Origin of the sequence: Brevundimonas sp. (genome assembly GCF_035999125.1) — a bacterium.
Taxonomy (GTDB): Bacteria; Pseudomonadota; Alphaproteobacteria; order Caulobacterales; family Caulobacteraceae; genus Brevundimonas.
On the sequence record NZ_DASYGX010000010.1, the window covers coordinates 59564 to 74641 of the forward strand.

19 protein-coding genes are annotated in these 15078 nt (G+C 70.0%); 6 read left to right on the plus strand and 13 right to left on the minus strand.

Annotation, left to right across the window (positions count from 1 at the left end; genetic code table 11):
- Nucleotides 1–2: 2 nt before the first annotated feature.
- Both VGN45_RS09275 and purE read right to left on the minus strand, forming a co-directional pair.
- A complete protein-coding gene (locus tag VGN45_RS09275; protein WP_327461679.1) occupies nt 3–1088 on the minus strand; it encodes a 5-(carboxyamino)imidazole ribonucleotide synthase in 1086 nt (361 codons plus the stop codon).
- Entirely contained in the window at nt 1089–1577 is a 489-nt protein-coding gene (gene purE, locus VGN45_RS09280) for a 5-(carboxyamino)imidazole ribonucleotide mutase (RefSeq protein WP_327461681.1), read from the minus strand. It abuts the gene before it with no gap.
- 186 nt (nt 1578–1763) lie between these two features.
- On the opposite strand from purE, the gene VGN45_RS09285 reads away from it, so the two are divergent.
- Nucleotides 1764–2348, plus strand: a complete 585-nt coding sequence (locus VGN45_RS09285; RefSeq protein WP_327461683.1) for a GGDEF domain-containing protein — start codon at nt 1764–1766, stop codon at nt 2346–2348.
- 72 nt (nt 2349–2420) lie between these two features.
- Here VGN45_RS09285 and VGN45_RS09290 read toward each other — a convergent pair whose 3' ends face one another.
- From VGN45_RS09290 to VGN45_RS09300, 3 genes are read right to left on the minus strand one after another with little or no spacing between them, the layout of a single operon-like run.
- Complete coding sequence (locus VGN45_RS09290) at nt 2421–2642, minus strand: YdcH family protein (RefSeq protein WP_327461685.1); 222 nt, start codon at nt 2640–2642, stop codon at nt 2421–2423.
- Nucleotides 2643–2669: 27 nt separating this feature from the next.
- Nucleotides 2670–3143, minus strand: coding sequence for a TIGR02444 family protein (locus VGN45_RS09295; protein ID WP_327461687.1), 474 nt, complete (start codon nt 3141–3143; stop codon nt 2670–2672).
- A complete protein-coding gene (locus VGN45_RS09300) occupies nt 3140–3742 on the minus strand; it encodes a UbiX family flavin prenyltransferase (RefSeq protein ID WP_327461689.1) in 603 nt (200 codons plus the stop codon). The genes VGN45_RS09295 and VGN45_RS09300 overlap by 4 nt, the downstream gene beginning before the upstream one ends.
- A 118-nt stretch (nt 3743–3860) precedes the next feature.
- Between VGN45_RS09300 and VGN45_RS09305 the strand changes: the two genes are divergently transcribed.
- Nucleotides 3861–4037: a YdcH family protein gene (locus VGN45_RS09305; protein WP_327461691.1), complete on the plus strand. Its 177-nt coding sequence runs from the start codon at nt 3861–3863 to the stop codon at nt 4035–4037.
- 63 nt (nt 4038–4100) lie between these two features.
- On the opposite strand, the gene VGN45_RS09310 is transcribed toward VGN45_RS09305, so the two are convergent.
- Nucleotides 4101–4775, minus strand: coding sequence for a DUF1013 domain-containing protein (locus VGN45_RS09310; RefSeq protein WP_327461693.1), 675 nt, complete (start codon nt 4773–4775; stop codon nt 4101–4103).
- Between the two features lie 238 nt (nt 4776–5013).
- Between VGN45_RS09310 and VGN45_RS09315 the strand changes: the two genes are divergently transcribed.
- Nucleotides 5014–5643 (plus strand): beta/gamma crystallin-related protein, encoded by a 630-nt coding sequence (locus VGN45_RS09315; RefSeq protein ID WP_327461695.1) that lies wholly within the window; start codon nt 5014–5016, stop codon nt 5641–5643.
- A gap of 3 nt (nt 5644–5646) precedes the next feature.
- Here the strand turns inward: VGN45_RS09315 and VGN45_RS09320 are convergent, their stop codons facing one another.
- On the minus strand, nt 5647–6621 hold the full coding sequence (locus VGN45_RS09320; RefSeq protein ID WP_327461697.1) for an NAD(P)H-quinone oxidoreductase: 975 nt from the start codon (nt 6619–6621) through the stop codon (nt 5647–5649).
- A 78-nt stretch (nt 6622–6699) separates the two neighbouring features.
- Here VGN45_RS09320 and VGN45_RS09325 point away from each other — a divergent pair, with 78 nt between their 5' ends.
- Entirely contained in the window at nt 6700–6903 is a 204-nt protein-coding gene (locus VGN45_RS09325; protein WP_125257583.1) for a DUF1192 domain-containing protein, read from the plus strand.
- A 105-nt stretch (nt 6904–7008) separates the two neighbouring features.
- Complete coding sequence (locus tag VGN45_RS09330) at nt 7009–7521, plus strand: DUF1465 family protein (protein WP_327461700.1); 513 nt, start codon at nt 7009–7011, stop codon at nt 7519–7521.
- Between the two features lie 126 nt (nt 7522–7647).
- Here VGN45_RS09330 and VGN45_RS09335 read toward each other — a convergent pair whose 3' ends face one another.
- Both VGN45_RS09335 and rpmE read right to left on the minus strand, forming a co-directional pair.
- Nucleotides 7648–9204: a L,D-transpeptidase family protein gene (locus VGN45_RS09335; protein ID WP_327461702.1), complete on the minus strand. Its 1557-nt coding sequence runs from the start codon at nt 9202–9204 to the stop codon at nt 7648–7650.
- 176 nt (nt 9205–9380) lie between these two features.
- Nucleotides 9381–9605, minus strand: a complete 225-nt coding sequence (rpmE, locus tag VGN45_RS09340; protein WP_327461833.1) for a 50S ribosomal protein L31 — start codon at nt 9603–9605, stop codon at nt 9381–9383.
- A gap of 135 nt (nt 9606–9740) precedes the next feature.
- Between rpmE and VGN45_RS09345 the strand changes: the two genes are divergently transcribed.
- Nucleotides 9741–11588, plus strand: coding sequence for an ABC transporter transmembrane domain-containing protein (locus VGN45_RS09345; RefSeq protein ID WP_327461704.1), 1848 nt, complete (start codon nt 9741–9743; stop codon nt 11586–11588).
- Nucleotides 11589–11892: 304 nt separating this feature from the next.
- Here VGN45_RS09345 and VGN45_RS09350 read toward each other — a convergent pair whose 3' ends face one another.
- From VGN45_RS09350 to VGN45_RS09365, 4 genes are all read right to left on the minus strand, one after another.
- A complete protein-coding gene (locus tag VGN45_RS09350; RefSeq protein WP_327461706.1) occupies nt 11893–12879 on the minus strand; it encodes a glycerophosphodiester phosphodiesterase in 987 nt (328 codons plus the stop codon).
- 43 nt (nt 12880–12922) lie between these two features.
- Complete coding sequence (locus VGN45_RS09355) at nt 12923–13729, minus strand: inositol monophosphatase family protein (RefSeq protein ID WP_327461708.1); 807 nt, start codon at nt 13727–13729, stop codon at nt 12923–12925.
- Nucleotides 13730–13812: 83 nt separating this feature from the next.
- Nucleotides 13813–14382, minus strand: a complete 570-nt coding sequence (gene efp, locus VGN45_RS09360; RefSeq protein ID WP_327461710.1) for an elongation factor P — start codon at nt 14380–14382, stop codon at nt 13813–13815.
- 89 nt (nt 14383–14471) lie between these two features.
- The gene (locus VGN45_RS09365; RefSeq protein WP_327461712.1) at nt 14472–15011 is read right to left on the minus strand and encodes a TspO protein; all 540 of its coding nucleotides are present in this window, start codon (nt 15009–15011) and stop codon (nt 14472–14474) included.
- Between the last annotated feature and the right edge of the window lie 67 nt (nt 15012–15078).

Genomic DNA, 15078 nt, shown 5'->3' on the forward strand with positions numbered 1-15078 from the left:
GCTTATCCGCGTTGTTGCAGAGGACGCACGCGGTTGACGTGCCCCATCTTGCGTCCCGGGCGGGCGGGCGCCTTGCCGTAGAGGTGCAGCCGCATGTCGCCCTTCGTCGAAAGGGCGGCCCATTTTTCGACGTCGTCGCCCAGAAGATTGGTCATTTCGACCTCGGCATGCGGCGTCGTGGGGCCAAGCGGCCAGCCCATGACGGCACGGACGTGCTGTTCGAACTGATCGCAGACACAGCCGTCCTGGGTCCAGTGGCCGGTGTTGTGCACGCGCGGGGCGATCTCGTTGACCAGCAGCCGTCCCTCGCCGAGGTCGAACAGCTCGATGCCGATCACGCCGACGTAGTCCAGACCGTCCAGCACCGCGCGCGCGATGCGCCTGGCGGCCTTCTCGGTCTTCGCGTCGATGCGGGCCGGGGCCACGGTGGTCCGCAACACGCCGCCGGCGTGGCGGTTCTCGCCCAGCGGATAGACGGCGGTCGATCCGTCCCAGCCGCGCGCCGCGATGATCGACAGCTCGCGCACGAACGGGGCCCGGGCCTCCAGAATGCTGAGGCGTCCGCCCACCGCCTCCCAGGCCGCCGCTGCGCCGCGCGCGGACTTCACCCAGACCTGGCCCTTGCCGTCATAGCCCTCGCGCCGGGTCTTCAGCAGGGCGGGCGTGCTCAGCCGCTCAAGGCCGGCGATCAGGTCGCCCACGCCGTCGACCACGTGGAAATCCACCGTCGTGGCGCCGACGCCGTTCAGGAAGGTCTTCTCCTCGACCCGGTCCTGGGACGCGGCCAGCGCCTTGGGCCCCGGCGCCGCGCGGGCGCCGCCGGCCCTCAGCCGATCCACCGAGGCCGCCGGCACGTTCTCGAACTCGAAGGTCACCGCGTGGCAAACCTTGCCCATGACGTCGAGCGCGGTCGAATCTGCATAATCCGCCACGATCTGGCCGCGCGACACACGCCCGGCCGGGCTGTTGTCCTCGGGATCCAGAACCACGACGTCGAAGCCCAGCCGCGACGCCGCCTGCGACAGCATGCGGCCCAGCTGGCCGCCGCCCAGGATGCCAAGGGTCGAACCGGGGGGCAGGGCGTCCACTCAGTCCTCGACCGTCTCGTGGACCGCCTCGGTCTGGGCCTCGCGGAAGGCCCGCAGCCGCCCGGCCAGTTCGGCGTCGTTCAGGGCCAGAATCTGTCCCGCCAGGATGCCGGCGTTGGTCGCCCCGGCCTCGCCGATCGCCACCGTGGCCACAGGCACGCCGCCGGGCATCTGGACGATCGACAACAGCGAATCGAGCCCGCTCAGCGTCTTGGACTGCACCGGCACGCCGATCACCGGCAGCTCGGTCATGGAGGCGACCATGCCGGGCAGGTGCGCCGCCCCTCCCGCGCCGGCAATCACGACCTTGAAGCCCTCGGTCGCGGCGCCGAGCGCGAAGGTCACCAGCCGGTCGGGCGTGCGGTGGGCGCTGACGACGCGGGCGATCCAGCTTACGCCCAGTCGGTCCAGGCTGTCGGCCGCGCGCTTCATCGTGGGCCAGTCCGACCGGCTGCCCATGACGATGGCCACCTGAGCCGCTGCGGTCATGCGGAGCCCCCTTGAGCATGATCGGTTCCGACGGAAGCGTGAATCATGCTCCCGCGTAAAGCTGGAGCCTTCAGGCTCCAGCCCGGAAAGCGCGGGGTTTACGGCCTTCGCGTTGCGCCCGCAACCGGGGCGGATAGGATCAGCCGGACGCCGCCGGCTGAGTCGCGTCCTTCCCGAGTGCTGCCTGTGTCCCTGTCCGCCGCCCAAGTCCGGTCCGACGCCGACCTGCTGGCCGAGGTCGAACGCCTGCGCGCCGAGGTGGCAGAGCTTCGGGCCCGGGCCGAGGCGGCCGAGGCCGCGGCGGACCACGACGTGTTGACGCCGACCCTGAACCGCCGCGGCTTCGTCGAGGCCATGAACCGGGCCATGGCCTATTGTCGTCGCCACACGACGCCAGCCTGCCTGCTGTATCTCGATCTGGACGGGTTCAAGTCCGTCAACGACGGACTGGGCCACGCCGCGGGCGACGCCGCCCTGGTCCGCGTCGCGGAGATACTGATCGCGAATCTGCGGGAATCCGACGCCGTCGGCCGTCTTGGCGGAGACGAGTTCGGCCTCTTGATGCTGAACGCCGGGCTGGACGAGGGGCGGGAGAAGGCCCGCCGGCTCGCCGACGCCTTGTCGGCCGAGGAGTTCCGCTGGGAAGGCGAGCGCGCGATCCTCGGCGGCTCCTTCGGCGTCCGCGCCTTCGCCGGGCATGAGGACCCGGAGGTCTGGCTGGCCGAGGCCGACGCGGCGATGTGGGTGCGGAAGAAGGGGAGTAGGGCTTAGGGCTTAGGGCTTAGGGCTTAGGGCTCTAAAGTGCTCCCGCGCCGGGGCTGCCCTAAGCCCTAAGCCCCCACTTCAGGCGATGATGTCCGGCAGGATCCGAGCCTCGATCTTCACGATCTCGTCGCGCAGGGTCAACTTCTTCCGTTTCAGGCGGGCGATCATCAGCTGGTCCGGGATGGGCATGTGACCCAGGGCCTCGATGGAGGCCTCCAGGTCGGCGTGCTCCTGCTGCAGAACCTTCAGCCGGGCCCGAAGCGCCAGCTCGACTTCGTCGGGAACCTGTTCGTCGTTCATCGTCTCATCCGCAGGCGGCGGCTTATCTCACGACGCGAGGCGTTCGGCCAGACGCGCCAGGGCAGGCCGGGGCAGGGCCTCGCCCCAGGCCCGCGACAGGCGCACCATGTCCGGCAGGGGGTCGCGCGGGGCGCCGGGCGTGCCGGCCAGTTGCGCCAATCCGTCCAGCAGACGTCTCTCCGCCTCAAGTTCGACCGCCTTGACCTGGCGTCGCACCTCCTCGCGGGCCGTCGCCTCCATGTCGATCAGCGGCGCTTTCAGCGCCCGGCGCACGGCGCGCATCGGCGCGATCGCCTGCTCCTGCCACACGCGGGCGACGTCGCAGGCCGCCTCCACCGCCTCGTCGTCCAGCGCCCGCCCCGCCGCGGCCGCCCAGGCTCCGAACAGCAGCAGAGGCACGCACTGGCCGTCGCGGTCCTGCAAGGACAGGCAGGTTTCGGCCACGCCGTCGCGGCCATAGGCGGCGACGGCCCAGGTCCAAAGTTCCTGCGCCGCCGTCATTCGGGCTTCAGCCCCTCCCAGCGCCGCACCGCCGACCAGTCCAGGCCCAGCGCGTCCAGCGCGCGTCCCACGGATTGATCGACCACGTCCGACAGGGCCTCCGGCCGCGCATAGAAGGCGGGCACGGGCGGCGCGATCACCGCGCCCATCTCGGCCAGGGAGACCAGCGTCCTCAGATGCCCCAGGTGCAGCGGCGTCTCGCGCACCATCAGCACCAGCGGGCGCCGCTCCTTCAGCGTCACGTCCGCCGCGCGCGTCAGCAGGGACGAGGTCACGCCGGTGGCGATCTCGCTCATGGTCCTGACCGAACACGGGGCCACGATCATGCCCAAGGTGCGGAACGAGCCCGAGGCGATGGTCGCCCCCACGTCGGCCAGCCGATGCGCCACGTCGGCCCGGTCCATCAGGTCGTCGGCCGAAAGATCGGTCTCCTGCGACAGGGTCATCAGCGCCGCGCGCGTGACCACCAGATGGCTCTCGACGCCCAGTTCGCGCAGGGCGTCCAGCGTGCGGATGCCGTAGATCACACCGGACGCGCCGGAAATCCCGACCACAGCGCGGGGGCGGTCCGATACGGTCAAGTTCACATCATCGGCCATTTTCGCGTCCAGGCTGACGATGAGCGTCGCGTTTGGCGAGCGTCACCGGAATGTGATTCCACAGCGCGTCAATAGCGAGGCTCACTGCTCTTGTCCCTAAGACATGGAGGCGCAAGCCATGACCATCGAGGCTCGTATTCGCGAACTGGGAAACCGTCACCGCTCGCTGGAGAACGCGATCCAGCAGGAGATGGGCCATCCTTCCGCGGACTCGCTGCACTTGAAGGCCCTCAAGCTGCGAAAGCTCAGGCTCAAGGAACAGATCAGCGCCCTGCAGGAGGCGCGAACCGGATAGGCGACCCGAAAATCAAGTGAGACCAGGCGGCCCCGGGATGTCCCGGGGCCGTTCTCGTTTGGATCAGTCGCGCGAGCCGAACACCGATTCCGCCGTCGGCTCGGCGCCGCGGCGCTCTGCCGCTTCCGGCACGAATTCGGGCTCGGCCGGAGCCTCATCCACCTCTGCAGCGGACTTCAGCGTCGCGCCGCCCGACTTGGCGTCGTCGCGGGCCTTCTTCTCGGCGGCCTTCTTCACCAGGTCGTCCAGCGCCAACTGGCCGACCAGGCCCAGCGTCACCGGATCGACCGGCTTGATGTTGGCGCTGTTCCAGTGGGTACGGTTGCGCACGCTTTCGATCGTCGCCTTTGTGGTGCCCAGCATCTTGGCGATCTGGGCGTCGGTCACCTCGGGATGGTTCTTCACGAACCACAGGATGGCGTCGGGCCGATCCTGGCGACGCGACACCGGCGTGTACTTCGGCGCGGGCTTGGTCGACTTCAGCAATTCGGCGTGGCGGCTGACCACGGCCTTCATGCGATAGGCTTCGTCGGCCTGGGCCTTGTCCAGCTCCTCGCGCGTCAGCTGACCGTTGACCAGCGGGTCGGCGCCGCGGATGTCGCGCGCCACGTCGCCGTCGGCGATGCCGCGCACCTCCAGCGGGTGTAGGCCGCAGAAGTCGGCGATCTGCTCGAAGGTCAGCGAGGTGTTGTCGACCAGCCAGACCGCGGTGGCCTTGGGCATGAGGATGTCGGACATGGCGGTTCCCGTACGGGGCGGCCGCGATCGTGGCGGCGCGCCGGAAATGACGGCGCCCGACCTTTCGGCCGGGCGCGGAATGCTTTCGATATAGGCCGGTTCGTTCCAAAAGGGAACGGCGAAGCGACGTCCTGTCGCCACTCTGCGGAGACCATACAGCCAAGGTTCATCTAGACTGATGAACAACGGTCGCCAGAAGGCGTTTCCGATGCGGATGCGCCCCGTGAAGGAGGGAACCATGTCCATCGTCAGATTGGCGGCCGTCGCCGCGCTGGCCCTGTCGGCGCCGCAGCTCGCCCAGGCCCAGGAGTACGCCATACAGGATCCCGGCGCCCAGCGCGTCGCGCCCCGCGGCGATTATCGCGACAGCTGTCAGGAGGAATACGTCAACCGCGGCCGGCTGTATGCCGACTGCCGCGATCGGCGCGGCCGCCTGCGCGGCACCTCCATCGAACTGGTCCAGTGCGGGCCGTACAACATCGCCAACGACGACGGCAGGCTGGTCTGCGGTCCGCATCGCGGAACCTATGAGGACCGCCCCGGCAACGGCGGCGGTGGCGGCTGGGGCGGCGGCAACGGCGGCGGTTGGGGCGGCGGCGGCGGCCGCGGCTCGGCGATCGTCTACACCGACGCCAACTGGCGCGGTGCGTCCACGCGCTTCGACGGCGAAGTGCCGAACCTGGCGAGCAGCGGCTTCAACGACCGCATCTCCTCGATGCAGCTCAGAGGCCGGTGGGAGATCTGCACCGACGCCTACTTCCGCGGCAGCTGCCAGGTCGTCGACGGCGACGTGCGGAATCTGGGGAACACCGGCTTCAACGACCGGATTTCCTCCATGCGCCCGGTGCGCGGCGGGGGCGGCTGGTAAGCCTCAGTCGAGCGTCAGCAAGATCTTGCCGACATGGACGCCCGCCTCGAGTCTGAGGTGGGCGTCTTTGGCGTCCGCCAGCGGAAAGGTCGCATCCACCGGCGGGCGCACCCGGCCCTCGACGACCCAGGGCCAGATCCGGTCCTGAACCTGCGCCACGAGCCGCGCCTTCTCGTCGGCCGACCGGGATCTCAACGTCGATCCGGTCAGCACCTGCCGCTTCAGCATCAGACGCGTCAGGTCGATCTCGGCCATCGGCCCGGACTGCGTTCCGATCACCACCCAGCGCCCTCCCGCGTTCAGCGCGCCTTGGTTCAGCCGCGCATAGGCCGCGCCGACCATGTCCAGAATGACGTCCGTCCCGCCGGCGTCGCGGATTCCGATGGCCAGATCGCCGACCGTCGCGTCCAGGCTGACGTCCGCGCCCAGGGCCCGCGCCGCGTCGGTCTTGGCGGCGCCCCGAGATGTGGCGATAACCCGCGCGCCGTGCGCCTTGGCCATCTGGATGGCGGTCACGCCGATGCCGCTGGTGGCCCCGTGGATCAGCAGGGTCTCGCCCGGCTTCAGGGCGCCGGCCTCGAACACATTGGCGAAGACCGTCAGCACGGTCTCGGGCAGGCCCGCGGCCTGGATCAGGTCCAGATCATCCGGCACGGGCAGGGCGTGCCGCGCGTCGACCGTCGCCAGGTCCGCATAGCCGCCGCCGCCCAACAGGGCGCAGACCCGGTCCCCGACCCGCCACCTATCGACCCCGTCGCCCAGCGCCGTCACCGTACCCGCGACCTCCAGACCCAGGATCGGGCTCGTCCCCGGCGGCGGCGGGTACAGGCCCGTGCGCTGCAACAGATCCGGCCGGTTCACGCCCGCCGCCGCGACCCGGATCAGAACTTCCCCCGGCGCGGGCACTGGATCCGCGACCTCGATCAGGCGCAGCGCCTCCGCCGGTCCCGTCCCGTCTTCGATCCCGACCGCCCGCATCCGAGCCCCACTTCTTGCCAAGCGCCGCGCCTGGGCGCTTCATAGAGGGCTATGTCACGCGCCGCCAAGGAGGCCGTCATGTCGTTCGAGGATTTGGAGCCCCAGCGCGTCCGCGGCCCCCTGGCCGAACTGGGACGCGAGGACCTGGACCTGCACTCGGTCGAGGACTGTCAGGAACGCATCGCGGCGCTGGAGGCCGAGATCGCCCGCACGCGCGCCGCCATGCAGCGCAAGGCCGAGCGCAAGTCGGCGGCCGACGCCCTGTTCAACTTCGGGCAATGATCGTCGCCTTAACGTCTGGCATGACCGTTGCACGCAGCGTCGTGACGGGCACTGTGCGTCCGTGCGTCAGGAAAGCGTCGCCTTCTCATGCTGTTGATGGATTCCATGGTTGACGACGCCGCATCGCCGGTCCCCGGCCGCCCCCGCGCCGCCGTCGTGCGCGACTTCGCCGCCTCCGAACTGTTCGAGCGCACCTTCCGCGAGGGCATGGAGCTGGTCGAGGAGGTCGCGGCCTATCTGGACGGCGACGGTCGGCGCGAGTCCAAGCTGCTGTCGCGCGCCACCGCACTGGCCTATGCGTCCGAGAGCATGGCCCTGACCACGCGCCTGATGCAGATGGCGTCCTGGCTGCTGGTCCAGCGCGCGGTGCGTGAGGGCGACATGACCGCCGAAGCCGCCTGCGCTCCCCGCTATCGCCTGTCGCCGCCGAAGCCGCGCGAGGAGCCCAGCCACCCCGAGCTGCCGATCGCCCTGATCGAGCACGTCGTCCGCACCGAACGCCTCTACGAACGTGCCCTGCACCTCGACCGCCGCATGTACGTCGACGCCGAGGCGGAGGCGCCGGTGAACCCGGTGCTCAGCCAGATGGACCGCTTGGCGGCGGCTTTCAGAGGGTGATCTGGTCTTTCCCTCCCCTTCAGGGGAGAGAGGATCGCAAAGCGATCCGGGTGGGCCCGTCGGTTCTCACCCCACCCTGGCGGCTGCGCCGCCGTCCCTCCCCCGAAGGGGAAGGAAACCACCTCTTTACGGCCCGACGTCGTCGGCGTCCGCACGCCCGTCGATGACCGGGGCCGGCAGGTTCACCGCGATGCCCAGGGCGTCCGCCAGCTTGTCGTCGCGCTTGTAGACGTCCTCGCGGAAAGCCACCCGGCCCTGACCGTCGACGAAGGCTGTCCAATAGAGCAGGCGAACGCCGATCTCGCGGCCCGTCGTCACCCGCGTGGTGCGGCGGCTGTCCAAGGCGGTGTCGAACTCGCCCAGCTTGGTCGGGTCCGGCGACAGCAGCAGGCGGGCGAAGTCGATGGCGTTCTGCACCCGCACGCAGCCGTGCGAACGATGGCGATAGGCGTTGTTGAACGCCGCCTTGGACGGCGTGTCGTGCAGGAAGATGGCGTAGCTGTCGCGCAGCTCGAACTTCACATAGCCCAAGGCGGCCCGCGGTCCGGCCCGCTGGATGACCGTGCCGTTCTGGACGTACATGTCGTTGGCGGCCAGATAGCCGGGCCCGCGCGGCAGGATCTCGTTGCGGGCGATCCCGGCCGGAACGTACCAGGGCGGATTGGCCACCACCGAGGCGAAGGGCTTCTCCAGGCTGGGTGTCTGGTTCTCCGGCGTGCCGACGACCACGCGATTGGAATGGGTCGGCTTGCCGTCCTTCCAATAGACCATGATGGCCGCGGCGGTGTTCACCTCGATCCGCTCGTCGGGCACGTCCCGCGCCAGCCAGCGGCGGCGTTCCAGGTTCAGCGCGATCTGACGCGCGCGGTTCTCGGCGGTGGCGGACAGCGACCGCTGAGTGCCCGAACCGATGCGGGCGTCGCCCAAAAGGCCGTGCCGCACCTGGAAGCCCTTGACCGCGTCTTGAAGCTCCGTGCCGTAAACGACGCCCTCGGCCTTCAGCCGCACCCCGGCCGACGCCTCCAGGTCGCCCTCGGCCACCAGACGGTCGATCAGGATCGGGATGCGCGCGTCGCTCTGGCCCGGTTCGATGTTCGCGCCCGGGCGGAAGGTCGGCCAGCCGCCGCCGTCCCGGATCAGGCGGCGATAGCGGACATAGCCGGCCGAGAGGTTGGCATAGCCGATGTCCGTCGGCGCCAGGCCTTCGACCCAATCCAGCAACTGGTTTCCTCCCAGCGCCGCGTTCAGGCCGGTGGGCAGATCGACGCGGTTCTTCCGCATCTCCCACAGATCCTCGACCGTCTCGGGGCGGATCCGCCCTTCTGACAGAACGCGGCAGTAGGACAGAAGCGCCGCGGTGGTCAGCATCTCGGACCGGGCGCGATCGGCGGCCAGGGCGTCGAAGTCGAAATGATCGCCTTGCGCCAGGCCATGTCGCTCCGCCCGCGACGCCACGGCGCGCAACGCCTGCATCCGCGGCGCGGTCCAGACCGGGGTCCAGCCGTTCATCTCATAGAAGGCGCGCACGTCCGGCTGGATCGTGGCGGGAAGGCGCGCCAGCTGGTCGTTGAAGGTGTTGTAGAACTGGACCGCGTCCGGATCCCTGGCCTGGGCCCCGGCCGGAGAGGCCACGCCCGCCAAGGCCGCCATCGCGGCCCCCATGCCCAGTTCACGACGATTCATCGGTCGGTCCGTCTCACGCTTTCGGGCGGACTGACGCGCCGCCCACGCCCCATATGGGAAACGTCGGTCAGCTTATCGACGTTCCGGCGGAATCGAAAGCGCCGGCCCTTCCGGACCGGCGCTCGGGCGACGTGATGTCGCGAACTTGTGTCCCGGCGCACACGCGCCGGAAGGCCTCACTTCTTGATGAAGCCGGCGAACTTGTTGTTGAACTTCGACACGCGGCCGGCGCGGTCCATCAGATGGGCGTTTCCGCCGGTCCACGCCGGGTGCGTCAGCGGATCGATGTCCAGGTTCAGCACGGCGCCTTCCTTCTGATAGGTCGAGCGCGTCTTGTAGGTGCTGCCGTCCGTCATCGTCACGGTGATGAAGTGATAGTCGGGGTGGGTGTCGGCCTTCATGGCGATGATCCGGTCCAGAAACGCGCGGTGACGATGCCGACCGTCGGTGCGCAAGAATGACGTAAGCCGCAGGCGGGGCCTGCGGCGAGCGCGGGCGTTTACACCGGAGACGGTTCCGGGGCAAGAGGCGCGGCCATGACCGACGCCTCAGCCGCTTCCTCCGCTCCTGACGCCGACGCCCGCCCGGGGGCGGGGGCCCAGCTGTCCGAGCGGCTGGCCGAGGCGGGCGAACGGCGCGCGCGCAGCAAGAACGTCCGCCCCCTGGCCCGACTGATCCCTTATGCCGTCGCGCACCGCGGCCAGGCGGCGATGGCCGCGCTGTGGCTGCTGGCGTCCACGGCGGCCTCGCTGGGCCTGACGGTCACGGCGCGGGGCGCGATCGACAACGGCTTCCTGGACGACGGGGCGGGGCTGAACTTCTGGTTTGGCCTGCTGGGCCTGAACGCCCTGTTCCTCGGCCTGGCCACGGCCTTCCGCTACTATTTCGTCACCCGCACCGGCGAGCGCATCGTCGCCGACCTGCGCGAGGGGCTGTTCCGCCGCGTCCTGACCCTGGATCCCGGCTTCTACGTGAAGATGCGCACCGGCGAGGTGCTGTCGCGCCTGACCACCGACATCGCCCTGGTCGAAACCCTGCTGACGACCTCGGTCTCCTATGCCCTGCGCAACCTGCTGACGCTGATCGGCGCGATCATCCTGCTGTTCTTCGTCTCGCCCAAGCTGACGGGGCTGGTCGTTCTGGTGGTGCCGCTGCTGATCGTGCCGCTGTTCCTGTTCGGCCGCATCGTGCGGCGTTTGACGGTCAAGACCCAGGACGCCTTCGCCGAAGCCGTCGCCTCGGCCGGCGAGAACGTCGACGCGGTGGAGACGGTCCAGGCCTTCGGGCGCGAGGCGACGGCCGTCGGCCGCTTCGAGGCGGCGGTGGAGGCGTCCTTCGCCACCTCCATCCAGCGGATGAAGGCCCGCGCCGTCATGACCGCCCTGATCATCTCCGTCATGTTCGGCGGCGTGACCTTGGTGCTGTGGCTGGGCGCCCAGGACGTCATCGCCGGCCGCATGAGCCCCGGCGCCCTGCTGCAGTTCGTGCTGCTGTCCACCTTCGCCGGCGGCGCGGTCGGCGCCCTGGGCGAAAGCTGGGGCGACGTGCAGAAGGCCGCCGGCGCCATGGAGCGGATCGACGAGCTGATGCGGTCGGAACCGCTGATCGCCGCGCCCGCCGCGCCGCGCGCCCTGCCCACGCCGCCTCGGGGGGAGGTGTCGATGTCCGGCGTCGACTTCGCCTACCCCGGCCGGCCCGACCTGCCGGCGCTGAACGGCTTCTCCCTCACCGTTCGGCCGGGCGAGACGGTCGCCCTGGTCGGTCCGTCTGGGGCGGGCAAGTCGACCGTCTTCCGCCTTCTGCTGCGCTTCTACGACCCGCAGAGCGGGGTCGTCGCGGTGGACGGCGTGGACGTGCGCGAGGCCGACCCGGCCGAAGTGCGCGGCCGCTTCGCCTGGGTTTCGCAGGAGGCGCCGCTGTTCTCGGGCTCGGCGGCCGAGAACGTCCGCTTCGGCCGCGAGACTGCGACGGACGAGGAGCTGTGCGACGCCGCCGACCGGGCCCAGGCCCGCGCCTTCGTCGAGGCCCTGCCGCAGGGGTTCGACACGCCGCTGGGCGAGCGCGGCAAGACCCTGTCCGGCGGCCAGCGCCAGCGTCTGGCCATCGCCCGCGCCCTGATCCGCCACGCACCGATCCTGCTGCTGGACGAGGCCACCAGCGCGCTGGATTCCGAGAACGAGCACTTGGTTCAGGCCGCGCTGGATCGGGCGATGGAGGAGCGCACCACCCTGGTCATCGCCCACCGCCTGGCCACGGTCCTGCGCGCCGACCGCATCGTCGTCATGGACGGCGGCTGCGTGGTGGAGGAGGGGACGCACCACGACCTGGTGGCGCGCGGCGGACTCTATGCCCGCCTTGCGGAGCTGCAGTTCCGGGGCGAGTGATCCAGACCGGAAGGAGCGCGGACCTCCAGGTCCGCGACTGAGCGACCACGCGGACCTGGAGGTCCGCGCTCCGAGGCTGTGCGCTTCACTCCTGCCCGCGGGGTGACGCCCGTTGCGACGGATGGGCCGCCGCAGTCATCACGACGGCGCAGAGAATCTCTCTATAAGTCAGTCACCTCGGTGTAACTTTGCACATTTCGCCGGACACAGTTTCGGTGTGTGGCTGAGTCTGGGTGCAGGCGCCAATGTGCACTCCGTGCACTATGCGCACTCAAAAAAAAGTTCAGCGTGCACCTCGGGCCGCCTACCGGACCTTTCCCGGATTGTCGGTGAAGACCGCGTCCACGCCCGCCGCTTCAAAGCGGCGGAACCAGCTGCGCAGGTCGCCGCTGTGGTCCGACGGCAGAAAGCGGTCCTCGGCGCGCAGCGTCCAGACGCCGACCTTCAGGCCGGCGGCATGGGCGCGCTCCGGCAGGTCGGTGGCCGGGCCCGAGGCGCCGCCCAAGCGCGGGACGACCAGCGAGGTCTCCACGCCGATCCAGTCGGCATAGGTCGCGACCTCCGCCAGCCCCGCGTCGGTCAGCAGCGACGCATAGGTCGTGCCGGGCAGGTCCGCCGGCCCGCCGACGGCGGACGCCAGCAGCATCAGGGGCGCCTCGATCAGCCCGTCCAGCGTCTTCAGCGCCCCCACCTCGAAGCTCTGCACGATCACCGGCGCGTCGGCGCCCGCCAGCCCGCGCGCCGTCAGGATGCGCGCCAGCTCCGCCTCCATCGGCAGGCCGACGGCGGCGAAGTGCGACGGGTGCTTCAGCTCCGGGATCACGCCGACCCGCCGCCCGGTCCGCGCCGAGGCCGCGTCGGCGAGGTCCAGCACCTCCTCGAACGTCAGGACGCCCTCCTGTCCGTCGAAGGCCGTGCTCCTCAGGTCGGGCAGCCGCTCCCGCGCCCGCAGGGTCCGCAGCTCGGCCAGGGTGAAGTCCTCGCTGAACCAGTCGACGACCTCCCCTCCGTCGATCGTCTGCGTCCGGCGTCGGTCCGCGAACTCCGGCCGGTCGGCCACGTCGGTGGTGTCCGACAGGGCGTTCTCGTGCCGCACCACCAGCACGCCGTCCCTCGACATGACCAGGTCCGGCTCGATGAAGTCCGCGCCCTGGTCGATCGCCAGCTCATAGGCCGCGCGCGTGTGCTCCGGCCGCTCACCTGAGGCGCCGCGGTGCGCGATGACCAGAGTCTGGGCGGAAGCGGGCAGGGCCATGAGGCTGATCGTCAGGGCGAGCAGGATGCGGATCATCCCAGCCGACTATCGCCCGCAGGCGACGCCTGCGTGAAGCCTGTCAGGCCGCCTGCAGCACCTTGCGCAGGTTGGCCTGCATGTCCGGGCCGCCGGCGACGATCTGCTTGCCGTTCAGCGGGTCGCCGTCCGGATCGACGGTCGTGACCGTGCCGCCCGCCTCGGTGACCAGCAGCACGCCCGCCGCCACGTCCCAGACGTTCAGGCCGCGCTCGTAGAAGGCGTCGTAGCGGCCGCAGGCGGTCCAGGCCAGGTCCAGCGAGGCCGCGCCCAGGCGGCGGATGCCGGCCACGCGCTGGCCCACGCCGTGCAGGTCCTTGATCGCCTGCGCATGCCCCGGACGGCCCAGGAAGGGCAGGCCGGTCGAGATCAGGCCGTCGGCCAGGTCCTTGCGCCCCGACACCCGGATGCGCGTGTCGTTCAGGTGCGCGCCCTTGCCCTTTTCGGCCCAGAACATCTCGTTCTGGACGGGATTGTAGGTGACGCCGGCCACGATCTCGGCGCGGCCGTCGTGGTCGGTGCGCTGCAGGGCCACGGTGATGGCGAACTGCGGCATGGCGTGCATGAAGTTGGTGGTGCCGTCGATCGGGTCGACGATCCAGGTGTGGGTCTTGTCCGTCCCCTCCACCATGCCCCGTTCCTCGCCCAGGAAGCCGTAGCCGGGGCGCGCCTTGGTCAGCAGCTCGAACAGGGTTTGCTCGGCCTTGACGTCGGCGGCGGTGACGAAGTCGGCGGGCCCCTTGCGGGACACCTGCAGCTGCGCGACCTCGCCGAAGTCGCGCACCATCGGACGGGCGGTCTTGCGGACCGCGTCCATCATCACTTGCAGCAGGGCGGAGGCGAGGGCCATGGGGCTCCGAAGGCAGTAGGGCTTAGGCAGTAGGCAGTAGGGAAGGGCGCGGACGTACTGCCTACTGCCTACTGCCTAATGCCTCAATCAGCGCGGCGGACGTATTCGCCGGTGGTCGTGTCGACGACGATGCGCTCGCCGGCCGACATGTAGGGCGGGATCATGATGCGCACCCCGTTGTCGGCGATGGCGGGCTTGTAGGAGGACGAGGCGGTCTGGCCCTTCACGGTGGGCTCGGTCTCGGAAACCGTCAGGGTGACCTGATCCGGCAGCGACAGGCCGATCGGACGCTCTTCGTGCATCTCGATGACGACCTTCATGCCTTCCTGCAGGTAGGGGATGCGCTCCTCGCCGACCCAGTCCTTCTGCAGCTCGATCTGCTCGTAGGTGGCGTCGTCCATGAACACCAATGTATCGCCGCCGTCGTACAGGTAGGAAAAGTCCTTCTGCTCCAGGGTGACGCGCTCGACCTTGTCTTCCGACCGGAAGCGCTCGTTCAGCTTGTTGCCCGTCTCCAGGTTCTTGGCCTCGACGTTCGCGAAGGCGCCGCCTTTGCCCGGCTTGACGTGGCTGGCCTTGGTCACGACCCACAGGCCGCCGTTGTGCTGAAGCACCATGCCCGGCTTGATGGTGTTGCCGTTGATCTTGGCCATCTGGGATTCGCTGTCTGAGAGGCGCGGCCGACGCGGCGCGCGGAACGGGCGCAGTCCCTAGAGGATCGGCTCGATCCGGGCAAGGACGGTCAGTGGACCGTCGCCCGCTCCTCCACCCGGTTGGCGAGGCGCGTGGTGGCGCCGAAGGGGGCCGCCAGCTTGCCCGCACCCACATCGACGCGTCGCGCCTCGTGGGCGAAGGCGGCGGCCAGGCCGGCCGACGTCATGGCCGCGACGATCTGGCCCATGCGGCTGGACGGGCGGAACGCCAGGAACGCCGCGTTCGCCGCCTGGGTGATCGCCCACAGCGACAGGGCGGCGGTGCGTTCCCTCTTCGACGGCGCGTTCCACACCCGCAGGGCCGAAAGCGTGGTCGCCGAGAAGACGGCGGGGATCAGCAGGCCGAGAGAGCCACGAGGGCGCTCGGTGATCGGCCCTTCGCCCTTCAGCGCCTGGACGCGGCTGCGCCGACGCGGCTCGACCACGCCCTTGGCCAGTGCGGCGGACGCCAGGGCGAACCCGACCGTGACCGCCAGACCCAGCGCCACGTGGTGCGCAGGCCGCTCGCCGGCGTTCAGGAACTCCGCCGCGCCGTCCAGCGCCTGATCCAGGGTGTCTTCGACGCTCATGCGGGCCTCCATCTGCGAACGGAGGGAAAAGTCCGCGAGCCGCCGCCCGGTTCCCCTCAGCCCGCGC

Coding starts and splice junctions, on each gene's coding strand:
- VGN45_RS09365 (WP_327461712.1), bottom strand. CDS start 15,011: ATGAGCGTCGAAGACACCCTGGATCAGGCGCTGGACGGCGCGGCGGAG.
- VGN45_RS09290 (WP_327461685.1), bottom strand. CDS start 2,642: ATGAACGACGAACAGGTTCCCGACGAAGTCGAGCTGGCGCTTCGGGCC.
- VGN45_RS09315 (WP_327461695.1), top strand. CDS start 5,014: ATGTCCATCGTCAGATTGGCGGCCGTCGCCGCGCTGGCCCTGTCGGCG.
- VGN45_RS09320 (WP_327461697.1), bottom strand. CDS start 6,621: ATGCGGGCGGTCGGGATCGAAGACGGGACGGGACCGGCGGAGGCGCTG.
- VGN45_RS09330 (WP_327461700.1), top strand. CDS start 7,009: ATGGTTGACGACGCCGCATCGCCGGTCCCCGGCCGCCCCCGCGCCGCC.
- VGN45_RS09345 (WP_327461704.1), top strand. CDS start 9,741: ATGACCGACGCCTCAGCCGCTTCCTCCGCTCCTGACGCCGACGCCCGC.
- VGN45_RS09335 (WP_327461702.1), bottom strand. CDS start 9,204: ATGAATCGTCGTGAACTGGGCATGGGGGCCGCGATGGCGGCCTTGGCG.
- VGN45_RS09295 (WP_327461687.1), bottom strand. CDS start 3,143: ATGACGGCGGCGCAGGAACTTTGGACCTGGGCCGTCGCCGCCTATGGC.
- rpmE (WP_327461833.1), bottom strand. CDS start 9,605: ATGAAGGCCGACACCCACCCCGACTATCACTTCATCACCGTGACGATG.
- purE (WP_327461681.1), bottom strand. CDS start 1,577: ATGACCGCAGCGGCTCAGGTGGCCATCGTCATGGGCAGCCGGTCGGAC.
- VGN45_RS09325 (WP_125257583.1), top strand. CDS start 6,700: ATGTCGTTCGAGGATTTGGAGCCCCAGCGCGTCCGCGGCCCCCTGGCC.
- VGN45_RS09350 (WP_327461706.1), bottom strand. CDS start 12,879: ATGATCCGCATCCTGCTCGCCCTGACGATCAGCCTCATGGCCCTGCCC.
- VGN45_RS09300 (WP_327461689.1), bottom strand. CDS start 3,742: ATGGCCGATGATGTGAACTTGACCGTATCGGACCGCCCCCGCGCTGTG.
- VGN45_RS09310 (WP_327461693.1), bottom strand. CDS start 4,775: ATGTCCGACATCCTCATGCCCAAGGCCACCGCGGTCTGGCTGGTCGAC.
- efp (WP_327461710.1), bottom strand. CDS start 14,382: ATGGCCAAGATCAACGGCAACACCATCAAGCCGGGCATGGTGCTTCAG.
- VGN45_RS09355 (WP_327461708.1), bottom strand. CDS start 13,729: ATGGCCCTCGCCTCCGCCCTGCTGCAAGTGATGATGGACGCGGTCCGC.
- VGN45_RS09305 (WP_327461691.1), top strand. CDS start 3,861: ATGACCATCGAGGCTCGTATTCGCGAACTGGGAAACCGTCACCGCTCG.